Origin of the sequence: Falsihalocynthiibacter sp. CO-5D18 (assembly GCF_041205445.1) — a bacterium.
Lineage (GTDB): Bacteria > Pseudomonadota > Alphaproteobacteria > Rhodobacterales > Rhodobacteraceae > Falsihalocynthiibacter > Falsihalocynthiibacter arcticus.
Genome location: NZ_JBGFCF010000010.1, coordinates 32,118 through 47,495 on the forward strand (window position 1 = coordinate 32,118; position 15,378 = coordinate 47,495).

General features: G+C 50.2%; 13 protein-coding genes and 3 pseudogenes. 5 read left to right on the forward strand and 11 right to left on the reverse strand.

Annotated elements, in window-relative coordinates; genetic code table 11:
- Window positions 1-29: 29 nt before the first annotated feature.
- Window positions 30-1,217, reverse strand: a complete 1,188-nt coding sequence (locus AB9F27_RS13785) for a tyrosine-type recombinase/integrase (RefSeq protein WP_369757851.1) — start codon at window positions 1,215-1,217, stop codon at window positions 30-32.
- A gap of 336 nt (window positions 1,218-1,553) precedes the next feature.
- On the opposite strand from AB9F27_RS13785, the gene AB9F27_RS13790 reads away from it, so the two are divergent.
- The 5 genes from AB9F27_RS13790 to AB9F27_RS13810 all read left to right on the forward strand — a co-directional run bounded on the left by AB9F27_RS13790 (window position 1,554) and on the right by AB9F27_RS13810 (window position 4,725).
- Window positions 1,554-2,753: a tyrosine-type recombinase/integrase gene (locus tag AB9F27_RS13790; protein WP_369757852.1), complete on the forward strand. Its 1,200-nt coding sequence runs from the start codon at window positions 1,554-1,556 to the stop codon at window positions 2,751-2,753.
- A complete protein-coding gene (locus AB9F27_RS13795; RefSeq protein WP_369757853.1) occupies window positions 2,754-3,854 on the forward strand; it encodes a hypothetical protein in 1,101 nt (366 codons plus the stop codon).
- Between the two features lie 89 nt (window positions 3,855-3,943).
- The gene (locus tag AB9F27_RS13800) at window positions 3,944-4,132 is read left to right on the forward strand and encodes a helix-turn-helix transcriptional regulator (RefSeq protein WP_369757854.1); all 189 of its coding nucleotides are present in this window, start codon (window positions 3,944-3,946) and stop codon (window positions 4,130-4,132) included.
- A 99-nt stretch (window positions 4,133-4,231) separates the two neighbouring features.
- On the forward strand, window positions 4,232-4,531 hold the full coding sequence (locus AB9F27_RS13805) for a hypothetical protein (protein ID WP_369757855.1): 300 nt from the start codon (window positions 4,232-4,234) through the stop codon (window positions 4,529-4,531).
- Window positions 4,531-4,725: a hypothetical protein gene (locus AB9F27_RS13810; protein ID WP_369757856.1), complete on the forward strand. Its 195-nt coding sequence runs from the start codon at window positions 4,531-4,533 to the stop codon at window positions 4,723-4,725. The genes AB9F27_RS13805 and AB9F27_RS13810 overlap by 1 nt, the downstream gene beginning before the upstream one ends.
- A 1,097-nt stretch (window positions 4,726-5,822) precedes the next feature.
- Here AB9F27_RS13810 and AB9F27_RS13815 read toward each other — a convergent pair.
- From AB9F27_RS13815 to AB9F27_RS13860, 10 genes and pseudogenes are all read right to left on the reverse strand, one after another.
- On the reverse strand, window positions 5,823-6,239 hold the full coding sequence (locus tag AB9F27_RS13815; protein ID WP_369757857.1) for a hypothetical protein: 417 nt from the start codon (window positions 6,237-6,239) through the stop codon (window positions 5,823-5,825).
- A 367-nt stretch (window positions 6,240-6,606) separates the two neighbouring features.
- Window positions 6,607-8,903, reverse strand: a pseudogene (hsdR, locus tag AB9F27_RS13820) (EcoAI/FtnUII family type I restriction enzme subunit R).
- Complete coding sequence (locus AB9F27_RS13825; RefSeq protein WP_369757858.1) at window positions 8,893-9,699, reverse strand: hypothetical protein; 807 nt, start codon at window positions 9,697-9,699, stop codon at window positions 8,893-8,895. Before AB9F27_RS13825 ends, hsdR begins: the two are co-directional and overlap by 11 nt.
- 50 nt (window positions 9,700-9,749) lie before the next feature.
- Window positions 9,750-10,394 carry a restriction endonuclease subunit S gene (locus tag AB9F27_RS13830; protein ID WP_369757886.1) on the reverse strand — a complete coding sequence of 215 codons (645 nt, stop codon included), beginning with the start codon at window positions 10,392-10,394 and terminating at the stop codon, window positions 9,750-9,752.
- 54 nt (window positions 10,395-10,448) lie between these two features.
- A pseudogene (locus AB9F27_RS13835) lies at window positions 10,449-10,943 on the reverse strand (restriction endonuclease subunit S); the annotation flags it as partial.
- A pseudogene (locus tag AB9F27_RS13840) lies at window positions 10,940-12,390 on the reverse strand (N-6 DNA methylase). The pseudogenes AB9F27_RS13835 and AB9F27_RS13840, both read right to left, overlap by 4 nt.
- 64 nt (window positions 12,391-12,454) lie before the next feature.
- Entirely contained in the window at window positions 12,455-13,474 is a 1,020-nt protein-coding gene (xerC, locus tag AB9F27_RS13845) for a tyrosine recombinase XerC (protein ID WP_369757859.1), read from the reverse strand.
- A 52-nt stretch (window positions 13,475-13,526) separates the two neighbouring features.
- Window positions 13,527-13,985 carry a helix-turn-helix domain-containing protein gene (locus AB9F27_RS13850; RefSeq protein ID WP_369757860.1) on the reverse strand — a complete coding sequence of 153 codons (459 nt, stop codon included), beginning with the start codon at window positions 13,983-13,985 and terminating at the stop codon, window positions 13,527-13,529.
- Window positions 13,894-14,151 (reverse strand): helix-turn-helix transcriptional regulator, encoded by a 258-nt coding sequence (locus AB9F27_RS13855; protein WP_369757861.1) that lies wholly within the window; start codon window positions 14,149-14,151, stop codon window positions 13,894-13,896. Before AB9F27_RS13855 ends, AB9F27_RS13850 begins: the two co-directional genes overlap by 92 nt.
- A 147-nt stretch (window positions 14,152-14,298) precedes the next feature.
- Window positions 14,299-15,210 carry a hypothetical protein gene (locus AB9F27_RS13860; protein ID WP_369757862.1) on the reverse strand — a complete coding sequence of 304 codons (912 nt, stop codon included), beginning with the start codon at window positions 15,208-15,210 and terminating at the stop codon, window positions 14,299-14,301.
- Between the last annotated feature and the right edge of the window lie 168 nt (window positions 15,211-15,378).

Sequence of the window (15,378 nt, forward strand, 5' to 3'; positions counted from 1 at the left end):
TATAGACATGCAAGCAACGTCCTCAACTTCTATCCTGTCCGCAATTCGTCCAAAAACTCAGCCCACCATTCTGACATCTTCACACGCTCATCCCAAAACGCCCCACGTGCATAAGCGCGACGCACCTCGTTTCGCTCAACGTGGGCCAATGCGCGCTCAATTGCATCGGGATGCCACAGGCCGCTTTCATTGGCTAAAGTCGAAAATGTTGCCCTAAATCCATGCGAGGTCATTTCTTCGCCAGTATAGTCCATTCGGCGCAACGCAGCGTTCAAGGTGTTTTCACTGATGGGGCGATGAAATGAACGGGTAGATGGGAAAAGCAACCGCCCATGACCTGTCTCTTCTTTCAATTCCAACAACAATTTAATTGCCTGTCTTGGCAACGGCACGGCATGTTCAATGCGCATTTTCATGCGCTCGGCTGGAATTTTCCAGACATTCGCTTCAAAATCGAATTCTGCCCATTCAGCTAATCGTAATTCTCCGGGGCGCGTTGTGACGATTGCCAGTAATTCCAATCCCAAACGTGTGGTGTTTTGCCCATTATAACCTGAGATTGCTCGCAGCAATCCGCCAAGTGCATCTTTGTCTGTTATTGCAGCGCGTGATTTCGTCTTTTGCCGAATAAGCGCATCGCGCAACGCAAACGTCGGATCGTTTTCAGCCAACCCGTTCGCGATGGCATAGCGAAACACCGCACCGACAGTGGATCGAATGCGATGCGCGGTTTCGTAGAGTTCTTTGGCTTCACTCTTTTTCAGGGTCTTCAGAACGATTGCCGAGGAAATATCATTGATTGGCAAGCGCCCGAAATCCTTGTTCGCGATGGCGATAAAAGACGATACTTTTTTCAAAGTTGCAGGCGCTCGGCCTTCTATCGTGATCTTGGCCAAATAGAGCGCAGCAATCTTTTCAAAGGTATTTGCGTTTTCCTGCTGTCGAAGCACATTGCCTTCTTGTCGTGCCGCGCTTGGATTAATTCCAGCCGCAACGAGCTTTCGTGCGTCATCCCACTTTTGCCTTGCTTGCAACAACGAAACATCGGGATACTTCCCGAATGAAAGCAGCCCTTCTTTTCCGTCCATCCGATACTTGAATCGAAAGAGCCTTGATCCGCTTGGCTGAACAGCAACAAACAAACCATCGAAGTCGCTAACTTTATAAGATTTCGCTTTAGGCTTTAGATTCTTTATCTTTACATCTGTAAGCGCCATGATGGGGGTATCCAATTTTCCTAAATCTACCCCTACCCCCAAAGTACCCCCTTTTTAGACAGGATACAGCCGCACACGACTGGACGGGATAGGACAACAAATCGTTAGAAACCCTTATAAACAAGCTTCAATCGGATGTCACTGGACTTTAAAAAACTGGAAAATGGTGCCCCCACACGGCACCGAACACACGTTCCAAGCCATACAATTCCATTCCCATTTAGAAACAGTTGATTGTTTTTCAATAGGTTACACCATATCACTACTTCCCTCTTGTTCCGTAATATTCCCGTATATACTATATATAGAGATGGGGCTAAAGGTGGGGCTAGAAAAATGAGAGAATTGAACAAATTGAGCGCGGCATTGGTCAAAACTGCCCCTTTTGGCAAGTATGGTGACGGTGGCGGCCTATGGCTTCACAAGGCAGGGAAAGAGAGCGGAAAATGGATTTTACTTGTCACCGTCCACGGCAAACGCCGCGAAATGGGCTTAGGAACTTTTCCTGCCATACCCCTCAAAGAAGCCCGTTCTGAGGCTGAGAAATGGCGTGGGTTGGTACGTCTGGGCAAAGACCCTATCAAGGAGCGTGAGCGCTTAGCCCGCGCCGCCCAGCGCAGTTTGCATATTTTAACAGATGTAGCTTTAGACGCATTTGAAAGCCGCAAAGCTGAACTCAAAGGTGACGGAAAAGCGGGGCGTTGGTTTAGCCCCTTAGAGATTCACATTTTGCCACGCCTTGGGAAAGTGCCCGTTTCCGAGATTGACCAAATCGACATTCGCGACGCGCTCGCCCCTATCTGGCATACAAAGGCCGTTACCGCCCGCAAAGCGATGAACCGTTTAAGCATCTGTATGAAACACGCCGCCGCGCTGGGCTATGAGGTGGATATACAGGCCACAGACAAAGCCCGCGCCCTATTAGGCAAACAACGCCACACGGAAAAGCACATCCCTGCCCTTCACTGGCGCGACGTTCCCGCGTTCTATTCTAGCCTAGACGAAGACACGACAACGCATCTTGCTTTGCGCCTTCTCATGTTGACCGCCGTTCGCTCCAATTCCATTCGCTTCATGCACATTGACCAAATCAAAGAAAATCAACCCGATGATGGCGTTTGGACTATCGAAGGCGAAACGCTCAAAGGCCGCAAAGGTAAGACCTCGGATTTCAGGGTGCCCCTATCCAGTCAAGCAATGGCGATAATTGAACAAGCCCGGCTCAATGCCCGCGACGGGTTCCTTTTCCCCAGCCCGCGTAAAGGCGTGATAAGCGATGCAACAATGGCTCGCCTTATGGAGCGTCGCGGCATGGCAGAGCGTCCACACGGGTTTCGTTCTAGCTTTCGGGATTGGGTGGCCGAAAACACCAACACCCCGCATGATGTAGCAGAAACGGCCTTGGGGCATACAGTGGGCGGCACTGTGGAGCGGGCTTACAGGCGAACTGACCATTTCGAACAACGCCAAGTGCTGATGCAGCGCTGGGCTGATTTTGTGACGGCACAACAGGCCAAAATTGTGAGGATTGGGTAGTTGGATTGGATCAAGCTGTACGAGAGCGAACGGTGGCACGAAATAGACATCTATAAGTTGTCCGAAAACGACGCTCAGACACTCTCAAAACGCCTCAGAAGCGAACTTCCACTTAGAAAATATGGAAGTGAACTCTACAGTTACAGGGATGTCATTGAAGCACATCACGCGACAAATTGGGCTGATTTTTATAAAGCGGAATTGTATTCTACTCTCGAAAGAAATTCGAGCGAAAGTGAAGTAATAGGTGACGGGAATGGCGGCCTTCTACGCGCTTGTTACTTCGCAATGGACTACCTTAGAGACAAAGGCTTCTGGCTACCAGATGACCTTTCGAGAGTGCATCTAGGGTCAAATCATTACTTCGTTGACACATGCGGGAACCGATTACATCTTCCAAAGATTGTAGCCCGTCAATTAGACGAATTTACATTCGGCTTAAGCTACAGCGAACTAGATTGTGAATATACACAATTTGATACTACTTCGCAGGAATCTCAATGGATCGAAAGGCTGAAAGAAATTCGCGATTTTAAGGAGTACTCCATCTCTAAGTGGAGCGCAGCAGAAATTTCTAAAGTGCCCAAAAGCGAACAAAAAGCATTTTTTATGGAACTGGAGGAATGGAAGCAAAAAGAACCATGGAGAGTGTTTACTGACCTAAGAAGGGCTTTGAACGAACGAGTAATTGAACCCAACAGCAGCCTTTTTCATGCTTGCCAAATACTCGAGAATTATAGCGTTCTTTCAATGTTCGAGGGGCGTTCCGAGGACAAGAGAACCCCTCTCGATAAGAAGACTATTGAGGCTATTGCATCTGTTGGCGTGTATATCGGAAACGACTACCAATCACTCCATGCCAAGGCGCACGAGAGCCTAACTTTGCGTGGCATCCGTGATTTCAAGCGAGACAAAAAAGGGGGGGATACGCGGAAAGCGTTTCATGCTGAGAATAGAGCGCCCGTAATTTCTCAAATGCGTGAGCTAATTGAAGGCCCGCGCCCTCACACTAGATCAAATGCCGCAAGGTTGGTTTACGAAAGAGGCGTGGGAACGAGTCTGGTCGCAAATCTCCAACTCTGGAAGCGGTATGGCAAATAGTTGGGACAGTGCCGTTGCTGTCCCAATCTTCGAAAGAATATCAAACCTGTATGAGCGCAAATGTTCATATTCATACAGGATAAAGCACGATGTTACAGAAGCACTATCGCCGCAAAGAAGTTGAAGTAATCACGGGCCTGAGCCGTACCACCATTTATGCCATGATGGACGAAGGCACGTTTCCCCGCCCAATTCGCATGGGTAAGAAAGCCGTTGCATGGCCTGAAAGCGTATTGAGCGAATGGCTGAAAAGTCGCGCCCAAACAGTTGCGCAATGAAAAAACCCCGCCAATTTGGACGGGGCTTAATGCTGGGCAAACTTCGCAAAAACATCCTAGCTCGACCCGTCCTCTCAATCAATACAAGAGGACAATCAAATGAGTAATTCAAAAGCATGGGGCGCAAGAGCGTTCCGAGTCACAAACGAAAACAGCCACTCTAAGAAAATCACCATACAGGGCCGCGAACGTTGGGCACTCTCTGAGCTAATTGCAAGCGGCGAACTTGGCTGCACACCTATCGACAATCCCGCGCCAAGGTGGAGCGCGTACGTTCATTCATTGCGCAAGCTAGGTGTCGATATTGAAACAATCACAGAAGCCCATAACGGGCCATTTAAGGGCACGCATGCGCGGTACGTCCTTACTTCCGATGTTCGCCCATGGGGGGACGTGTGATGGAACTGGAAACCAAAGAAAAACCCCGCGCAAGAATACGGCGAAAGGACAGCCTGTGGCGCGTTGAAGTACGGCAGGCAGCACATGGCACCACAGAGGCAGTTTGGTTGTCTCTGGGGGGCTGTGGGAGTTTTACGCTAGCATTGCGCATTTGGTTGGCAGTTGTGTTTCAGGGGGCGAGCAACGGTGGCTAAGACATACAAGGCACATAAGCGCGGCGGTGGTGAAAGGCATGTGCAACTCCTGGAATGGGTTCAGGCGAGCGAAGCGTGGGCAACAATGAAGCCCGCGCCTAGAGCGCTGTATATTGAATTACGGCGACGATTCAATGGGAGCAACAATGGCGAAATATATCTTAGCCACAGGGACGCGGCGAAAGCGATTAACGTCAGTAAAAATTCCATAGCTTCAATGTTTCGAGAACTCGAGGAGCGTGGCTTCATTCGCCTAACACAAAGACCGCATCTAGGCCCGTCAGGAATTGGGCGAGCTTCAATTTGGGAGTTGGAGGAATTGCCCAGCGCCGATGGAAAGCCCGCAAAGAAGTCATTCATTAGTTGGCGAAAAAACAAAAGCCCCACCCAAAAATTGGGACAAGGTGTACCAAAAATTGGGACGAAGGTCACTAAATGTGCCTAAAATACGGGGAACTGTCCCAAAAACTGGTACGTCAAACCCATGCTTTAGAAATCGTGCGTCCCAATAATTGGTACATATATACATTTAGCCATAGGCGGTTGATTTAGCGCAGCAACAGACTCGCTCAAGGCGCGGGTAACTGTCACCAGCATCAACACCAACTTTACAAAACTTAACACCGCGCTGGGCAAAAAACCAAAGCGGTATTTCCAAGGCTTCCTAATTACATAAGCAAAAATTTGTGGGGTTCACGGCCCCAGCATATCCACAACAATGTCTAAGCATCTCTGGAATAATCGGACGCCGTAAAGCGTGCTGCCTCGCGTGCGCGTACTGGTGACGAAATTCTAAGCTTCTAAGCCTCACTTAGAGAATTGGCTAGAACTGGGGGGGAGTGTAAATCCCTAGCGTCGGCACTTTGGGACCGCTGGGGTTAGGCAATTCTACTCCCCGTCAGTTGGAAGGTAAAAAGTTGGCCCCATGGGGGGAGTGTGATTCCTTGAAAGGATTTTCTGGGGACCGAAGGTGGGTAGCCCTTTTCACACATCCACAAAATGGGGTTTTCGAACGCCGCAAAGCCTTTTTTGCCTCGCGTGCGTATTGGTCGCGACAAGATGTTTATATTTCAACGCTTCAACTTGCGTACAAGTCATTAAGAGGTAAGGTTTAATAACGTGGTTGGAATGGACTGCCCCTGGCTTTTCACCCAATCACCAAGCTCGTTAGCTCCTTGCTCCCGTCCCACATTAAACATCTCTTTTTCTTGGCGTTCCAATATTTTTTCAAGAAAGTGTCGAGCGTCCGCTTGGATGAAAATCGTCAAAACTCTACAAATATAATTTAGGGTATCATCTTCGCTTCGAGCTTTCGGACCAAATTGATAGCTTCCCATATCAGCCATTCCAAATAAATAGCCAAGCGCAAAGTCATCATCGATTTCCAAGGAATCCACTGCAAACTGGCTTCCTGTAGTTCCAGTCAACATCAGTTGATTTGAAAGCAATTGCGCAATAATAGCTTCTTTACCATCTGGCAAACGAGCCGACTTCTTTTTCAGAAAACTAAACATACTCTTCTCCTCCACCTTAAAAGGCATACTGGCCTTACATTACCTTTGCCACCCCATTGCTAAAGAAGTCTTATGTAGGGCGTTATAGATAGCTTGTCCGTGTTTCGAGATGAACAAGGTAACCCTCGAAGCTTACCGAGGAAGGAATGAGAGAAAAAGCCCGTAAACAGAACTTACTTATCAATCGTCACTGGTGGGTCTAAAAGTGGGGCTAGACTCAATTATGCTCAAGTAAGTCATTTAAATCAAACGATTTAATGGATTTAACTGGTGCCCACACGTCTTCACATTAAAGCCTCATCTATTTGAAAACAAATAACTAAATAAAACAAAATTCTCCGCATACCCCCAATAGTACCCCCACACATCAATTCGAAGGACTATAAATGTGCCTTTGGAAGCCAATATACGATGAACTCACTCGGTCCATTCCTCCTAAGACAACGACACTTTCAGCCAAAGTGCCAAACTTTAATCGTAAATAGTCCGGCAACTTAGAACGGTCGAGGTTTTCGACACCGTTTTCAATGTAGTGTGAAAGGACAAAGCTTAGGAAAGAAGCTATCTTTTCGTCATATTCATCTTCGAGTCTTCGCAAGCCGACTTCTGCTCGGTGTTGCCTACTCATCATGATGCGCGAATAGGCAATATGCATCAGTACGTCGTAAATGTCGCTATCTTGAGCGTTGATCGCTTCTTTGATTTGCATCAGGACCAATGCATCGTAGCCACGTTCGGAAAGGCGGCTCAATAGGGCTTTGCGGGTGTCGGGGTTGCTCCAAACCTTGCGCAACTCATCTTCGTCTTTGAACAATTCGGGTAATTCACCAAACATCCGTTTAATGAATTCTTGTGCGCTAATGGGCTTGCCGTCTGGCCCCCAGAACGTCGTGGCTGCAATATTGACGATATGATCATCGCCAAGCTTGATTTCCAGCATCTCCCTCGCAGGCATTCCGTCTGTTGGATCATCTGGACCGTCGCCAGTGTCCGTCTCGTTTTTTTCTTTAGGGTCTTTGGGAACGGATGGAGGACTTACAATAATGTCTGCCGGATCTCCGTCCCATTCAGGATCGTCAAACTTCTCATGGGCTTTCACGAAATCATAAACCGTGAAGTAGTCTTTCCCTTCGAAAGTCCGAGTGCCGCGTCCGATGATCTGCTTGAACTCGATCATAGAGTTGATCGGGCGCATGAGAACGATGTTGCGAACGTTCTTGGCATCGACCCCAGTCGATAGCTTTTGCGAGGTTGTCAGGATCGTCGGAATGGTGCGGCTATTGATCTGAAACCGCTCCAAAAACGCTTCCCCCCCTGCCCCGTCGTTAGACGTCACGCGGACGCAATAGTCGGGGTCTGGGTTGCGGACTTCTTGATTGATGAGATCGCGGATTAGTGCAGCATGGGCTTGGGTGGCACAGAAAACGATGGTTTTCTCGTTTAGTTTGATTTCACTCAGGAAGGTGCGGACACGGTGAAGTTCCCGTTCACGCATTTGACCTTTTCCTCAAAAGTCGTACCTTCCTCAACCTCACCAGTGACAACCTCGTCGGCCCCCTCGAACGTGTAGGTATCTTTGTCCGAAATGAACTGCCGCACACGAAAGGGCGTTAGGTAGCCGTCTTCGATCCCTTCGCGCAGAGAATAAACATAAACCGGCTCGCCGAAATAGGCATAGGTGTCAGTGTTGTCCGTGCGTTTGGGCGTTGCGGTCAAACCTAACTGCACTGCGGGTTCGAAATAGTCGAGGATTGCGCGCCATGACCCTTCGGCATTTGCGCCCCCGCGATGGCATTCATCGATGATGATGAAATCAAAGAAATCGCGGGCGTAGTGTTCATAGCCCAGCTTGCCGCCCTGATCGGTGGTGAGCGTCTGGAAAATCGTAAAGAAGATCGAGGCGTTTTCGGGCATGCTGCCCCGCTTTTTGATCTCACCAGGATCAATGCGCATACGCGCGCCGTCCTCAAAAGCCCCAAACGAGTTGAAAGCTTGGTTGGCTAAAATGTTGCGATCCGCGAGGAACAGGATGCGCGGGCGACGTGTCAGCTCTCCTGAGAGGTTCCATTTGGCCTCAAACAGCTTCCAGCACAGCTGAAACGCGATGCCTGTCTTGCCCGTGCCCGTGGCGAGGGTCAGCAGGATGCGCTTTTTGCCCAGCGCGATGGCCTCTAGTGCCGCGTTGATTGCGTTGTGCTGGTAATAACGGGGTTGCCATTTGCCGCCGCCATTTTCAAAAGCGACCGCGCCAAAGCGGTTGCGCCATGCGTTGTCGGCTTCGAATATGCGCGCCCAAAGCTCATCAGGGGATGGCGGGCCTGCGACGTCACGTTCAATCCCTGTGGCGGTGTCGATTTCGTACCACGTCAGCCCGTTGGTCGCATAAGCAAAGCGCGCTTGAAGGCGGCGTGCGTATTCCTTGGCTTGGGCGACTCCTTCGGCGGCGTCGATGCCTGCGCGTTTGGCCTCGATCACGGCCAGCTTGTGATCGTGATAGCGCAGCACATAATCTGCGCTCATCGGGTTTTCACGCTTGCCCCCTGCGACGATGCGGCCCTTGGCTATTTCCTCGCGGCTGCTCAACGATCCGGGCACCACATCCCAGCCCGCATCACGCAGGGCAGGATCAATGCGCCGCGCGCGGGTATCGGCCTCAGTTTCCAAAGAGTTCCATCTTTTCCAGCCGTTGCTTTTTCACGTGGGGTCGCCACTTGTCGTTGTCCTCGGCCCTCGACGATCCCCCCAAGGCTCGATCAAGCTGCGCACGGGTTAACTTCACAACCCGCTCCTCGTTAATCTTGTTTCGCAGGGCTTCTATCGCCGCGCAAAAATTCTCATAGTCTTGACCCGTGTTTTTATCCGACACTAGCGAGCTCGTCTCCGCACTTTGTCTGACTTCGGAGCGTCCCTTCCACTTCAAGGTCAAACTCGTATCCAGCTTCACAATATCCGGCCCCTCAACCAGAAGGTTCACAGCCTCCGCAACCCATTGATCCATGATGTAGCCCTTGGCTGAGTGCGCGTTTTTATGAAACTGCAGGAAATAGATCAACTTGGTGAAATAGGCACAGCCCATACCCTTCAAATTATTTTTTCTACGACGCTCCGTAAATTCTTCAAACGCGGCCTTGCGGGTTATTTCAATTGTTTGAAGCTTCTTAGCAACGCCCACCCATCCCTGGTCTTCCTGACCGAAAAGCAAGTCACGGTCAGGGTTTCGCATCCCGCCCCACGCCAAAATTATGGCGCATTTGGTTCTGATGTCTGAATCGCTGTTTACCCATTTGAGAACGTAATCATGGCCGATAGTGCCTTTTTCCATGCCCTTGGCACTGACGCCCGTACAGCCTTTAACAAAGCCTTCGACCTTCTTACCACCGGGAATGTCTCGGTCGAGGGGCGTTGCGAGCGCTTCCTCGAATTTTTTGAAATGCGTATCGTTAAAAATAAATTCTACCATAGAGCGAGGTTAGAGCGGAATTACGGAACTGCAAAGCCCCAATACGGCGCTCAGGTCAACTCCCCTGCAAAGGCTTTTTGGAGGAGCGATTGGCGCAGGTCGTCGAGGTCTTGGAGTTTGGCAGCTTGGCAGGTTGCAAGGCTCTCGCATGCGTTCTTGATTTGATCAAGCTGTTCAACAATTTCGTCTTGGATTTGGCGAGACGGCAAAGAAACACGGAACCGACCAACACTTTCACCTGCTAGGTTCGGCTGCGCTGCGCCTCCGATAAACCGTTTGATTTCTTCTTTTCCAAGATCGCTCGTTAAAAAATAAAATGCATATCTGTCTGAAATCTTACCGCTCGGCCTAATAATCATCAACGACGATGCAATTGCACCCTCGGTATGGGGTGCAACAAATGCCGTCTTGCCAATGGTGGCACCTCGCAGGCAGAACACAAGATCACCTTGCTGAACTCGTCCGCCACCCAGAGACTGAAATTTTTCCCGAGTAATAAAGTTCATTTTAGTCGCGTTGAGACTGCCGTCCGGAAGTATTTGACCGGTGTTCAACCATGGAACACCCTCAACAACGTATTCACTTTTGTTTGGGTAGTTCTTTCCTCTATCGCCATTATGAAAACTGACCACATCTTTCAGTTCAACAGCCTCTCCTTTTGAGGAAAGGGCCAGCGCAACTGATCTCTCAAACAATTCCCGCGCGTTTTGGAGGTTGGTTTCGACGTGGATGCGGGCGCGGGTGAGGCCCTCAAACGCCGCATCCAAAACCGCAACAATCCGCTTTTGCTCGTCGAGGGGCGGGAGGGGGATTTTTACCGCCTTAATTTTGGCTTGTGATATGTTTGGTTGAGCGTTCCCAACTGCTTGGCCGACAAGCCATGGCTTTATATGTAGAAAGTAGTAGTAAATATATTCTGGAACATAGTCCGCGTTTGGCAATATGGCGCAAACCGCTTGATTAGTTGAAGCTTGAAATCTCAGAATGCCCACTTCGCCCGCTGTCGCACCATACATTGCCACCAGAACTGAATTCACCGGAAATAGCTTTGCTGAGGAGCCGTCTAAACCTTTTTGAGTTATTGCGCGTTTCGCTGTGACAATGTTGGAACCTGCAACCTCTCCACTTACAAGCCAAGGGATATCACCCCCTTCATAAAAGCCCCTATTTGACTTGAGGGGCGTTCCGCCAGAGCTTGTTTTCGCAACTTGCCCAAGTGCCTTAACCTCCCATCCCGCCTTCACAGCATTCCCCGAATATTCTCTAAAATCTCTGCCGTCTCTGCATCCCGTGCCAGCATATCCGCGATGATCTCTTGCGGCGCGCGCAGGGGGGCTTCCTCGGGGGCATTGGGGTTCTTGACCGAGAGGTCATAGGTGGCCTCTTCCAAATCCTTCACATTGACCAGCCATGCTTTGCCGCCCAAGGTGCGGCCCGCTTGCATCGTCACGAATTCAGCCAAGTCACCATCATTGAGCGGGTTGGTTTTGCCCATGTTGCGCCCCGGATCAAGCTGGTAATACCAGATGTCGCGCGTCGCCTTGCCCCGTTCAAAGAACAACACAACGGTTTTGACACCCGCGCCCAGAAACGTACCACCGGGGCAATCAAGGATCGTATGCAGGTGGCAATCATCCAGCAATTGCTTGCGCAGCGCGATGGAGGCCCCGTCGGTGTTGCTGAGGAATGTGTTTTTAATAACAATAGCGGCCCGCCCGCCTGCCTTTAGGCTTTCAACGAAAGCTGCATGAACATATAGGCGCTTTCCGAGGATTTGATCGGAAAGTTCTGTTGCAGTTGTTTGTTCTTGTTGGTGCCAAAGGGCGGGTTGGCAAGGATGATGTCGTAGCGGTCTTTGTCTTCGATATCCGCGATCCGTTCAGACAGGGTATCGGTGCGCAGGTAGTTCGGGGCTTCGATCCCGTGCAGGATCATATTCATCAGCCCAATCACATAGGCCAGCGGGGCCTGTTCCTGCGCGTAGAAGGTTTTGCGTTGCAGGATTTGGCGTTGGTCGGGGCTGGTGGCTTGGCTCTTGAGATAGTCGAACGCTTCGCACAGGAAGCCCGCAGAGCCAGCGGCGGGATCATAGATGGTTTCGCCGAGTTTTGGATCGACAACCTTGATCATGGCGCGGATTAGCGGGCGCGGCGTATAGTATTGCCCGCCGTTGCGCCCCGCGTTGCCCATATTCTTGATACGGGTTTCATAGAGGTCAGAGAGTTCAGACTTCTGATCTTGGGTGCCAAAACTCAGGTTGTTGATAAGGTCGAGCGCGTCACGCAGCATATAGCCGTTGCCGAATTTGTTGCGCACCTCGCCAAAGATTTGCCCGATCTTGGATTGGATCGAATCTGGGTCGAGCGCCGTTTGGGCAAAGCTGCGCAGATAGGCCATGAGATCGTTGTTGACGAAATCCACAAGGTCCGTCCCGATCCGCGTTCGGTCAAGGTCTGGCTTGCCCTCTGGGGTCGTTGGTGAAGCCCACTCTGACCATCGGTATTGCGGCTCAAACAGCGGTTGAAAAGGTTCGCCCGTCATTTGCGCTTCGAGGATGCGTTCCTGCTCCAAATCGTCGAGATATTTGAGGAACAGCATCCAAGAGGATTGTTCGGCATAATCCAGTTCGGAGTTACACCCCGGCTCCATGAACATAATATTGTCGATATTTTTGAAGGTCTGCTCAAACATTGGCGCTCTTTCATTTTTCGGCACTTTGCATTGGTACGGGTCTTAAATAAAGGCCAAAGCCTGATTAGCCGCTCCTTTTCTTAATCAGCTCAGCTTGGCGCTCGATGGAGACGGGGCAATAGGCGCTGACTGAGGTGATGACACTGGAATGCCCGATGTTCTGAGAAAATGCTTTGAAGGCTTCGCGCGACGGGTATGTGGTATCAGCCCACTTCACGAGCGTTTTGCGGAAAGCGTGGGGCGTAAAGGGAGGGAGGTCTGCGCGCAAGAAGGCCTCTTTGATTACCGAGCGGATTGAGTTGGCGTTTTTGTATACCTCGCGATTAAGGCCAACAACTTGGAACGAACCATCTATTGGCTTGATCTTTGCGGGCGAAAACAAGGGATCATCAGGCCCAAACAGCGCGGTTGTTCTCAGATGAGTGACCCAACCCGCGAAACACGCCAAGTATTCGGGATCGACGGGCAGGAAGTAGCTGGTGAAGGTTTTAGAGTTTTTCGTCTTTACCTCGCGCGCATCCTGATAAACGCAACCGTCGATCATGTTGATGTGTTTGAGCTTCAATGACGCCACCGCGCCATCCCGCGCGCCTGTCAGCATAAAGAATGCGAACAACGCTTTGTTGCGGCGTTCGATCTCTGTCGCTTCAGGCATGTATGAGAACGCATGACGTGCCATTTCCATAGAAGGATACGGCGTTTCGCGCGTTGCACTGGCGACGCGCGCGCCCTTGGCGTCCATATTGAAGTAATCCGCGTCGGAATGGCGAATACGGCTTTTGTATCCACTTTGATCTGCTAGCCAAAAGATGAACCCTTTGTTGGCGGCAAGGATGCTGCGAATTGTGGATTTTGACAATGGCTTGCCCGTTGTCTTACTCACTTCGACGCTCAGACGGTCCTGAAATTTGATCGCCTGCTCGATGCGAAAGCGTTTGAAGCTGGTGTAACCGACGCTCACCTCAAACCTAAGAATACCCTCAGCGGCCTTTAGAACCGTGCTAGCGTCCTTGCGCTTAGCGGCCTTGAGATATTGCAGGTAGCGGCGTTTGATCCGCTCGTTTTCTTCGTTGTTTTTACGCATTGGTTAGCGCTCCTGTTTAAGTGTACATTTAAGCGGGGCATGGCGGTATCTATTAGGCATTGCTGCCCCCGCCTGTCTTGATCTGGAAGGTTTCGGAAAACACATGGGTCTGAGTGTTGGAAATCATCCGGCTTGCGCACGCGCCGCAACACGCGCAAATGCCCATCAGGCGTGTGGTTTTAGGTGTGTTTGCGAATGCCTCAACTGACATATCGAGAGGCTTGCGCCCTGCCCTGCAAGAAAGGCAAAATAACTCATTCGGGGCCAGCGGTGATTTGGTTGCCTGATATTTGGCGCGTAGGTAATCGCGGATTGCAGCACCCGAAATCAAGTAAGGTTTGCGCGAGGCCATGACGGGCAAACCGTCTTTGATCCAATTGCGGATCGTTGCTGGGGATTTGCCCAGCGCGGCGGCAGCCTCACCAATTTCGTAAGTTAACGCAGCCTTCACTGCCATCGGGTTGGCGCGCATATTCATCCGCTTCACCTTCAAAAAGCGCACAGATGTCATCTGCTTTCCATACGGTTGTTCGCGGGCCTAATTTCTGCGGTTGTGGAAATCGGCCATCCTTAACGCCCTGCCACCATGTCGATTTAGATACAGGGATTGGGCCCCTAGGCGCTAAGATTTGTGCCAAACGCACGAAGCCAGCTTTAGGAAATGTAGGGTAGTCCATTGTGATCAGTCCTTGTGTTAAGAAGTCTGATCAAGTCCTCGCATCGAAATTACTGGGTCAGGCGGATTTGGAAATCCTTTACCCTATTAAGATTAGACGGCTGATATTAAACAAAAAAAATATCGCTATTCGTTCAACGAATAGTGATCATTCAGGTTTCCAATCTTCTGGAATCAACTCCGAACCCTTTTTGAGGTATTTTCGAATGGTGTCGTCCGATAGCGCCAACCCTAATCTGTCGGCGACTCCCTGAATTTCCATCGGGATTTGACTTCGCCGAGCTTTCGGGTCGTAGCCGTAACCGTCAATGGCCATAGCAGCGATTAGTTTTGACATAGAAACCATTTCACGGCCATCCAGTTGCTCAGGAATTATAGAAACTTCGGGAACCGCAATGCTCGGGCGATTTGAAGTAACCCTTTTAGCTAACATTGCCATGAATTCCGGATGGACATTTAGCTTCACGTCTTCAATCCAGTCGTGGAGGAGCAACAGGTCGGGCTTGTCATTATGATTGTATGGGTCAAACTTACGTCTGATCGTCTCCTTATGTCGTGTCATGTACTCAGCCATTGAGTCCACTTTTTGAGCATTTCCTCTCGCATCAAATGGCTTGATCTTGTCCATGAGCTTTTTCGCGGGTTCAAATCCCACTGAAAGCCAAGCCACCTCATCTACTGATAGAAACTCAGCCCTACCCCAATGCTCAAAGTCAGCCAAATCCTTCGTTTGGAAAAATGGAACATGATACCATATCGGCAAGCGTCCAAACCTTTGATTGATCTTGTTCTCATAACCTCGAACCCACGATTTAGAGGTCTCCGAAATTGGGGCTCCGTCTGTTGAGAAGCTGTGGGACAGCGCTTCCGGTTCCATCTTCAGAAGATCATCGGAGATGGCATGCAAGATATCATCACGCATTTGGGTGATACTCACCATAATACGTACATGGTCGGCACCCATCTCTAAGCATCCAACAGGTCCTTTTTTCGCAACAATTTCACCACCGACCTTTTGAATGATCCTTTCGTGTAACTTGTCTCTCTCTGACTTTTCCATAAACGCTCGCAAATGATTCCAACATTTGAAACAGCCTGCCCTTAGCTCATCAAGATATCCAGCCCTCCAATCCGGAAGCCCGACTGTTTCTTCCAACAATCTTTCTCTGCGAAAGCGCCCCGTGCTTCAATTCTCCCATCGTTCGTAAGTGGTTATGCGCTGGCACCA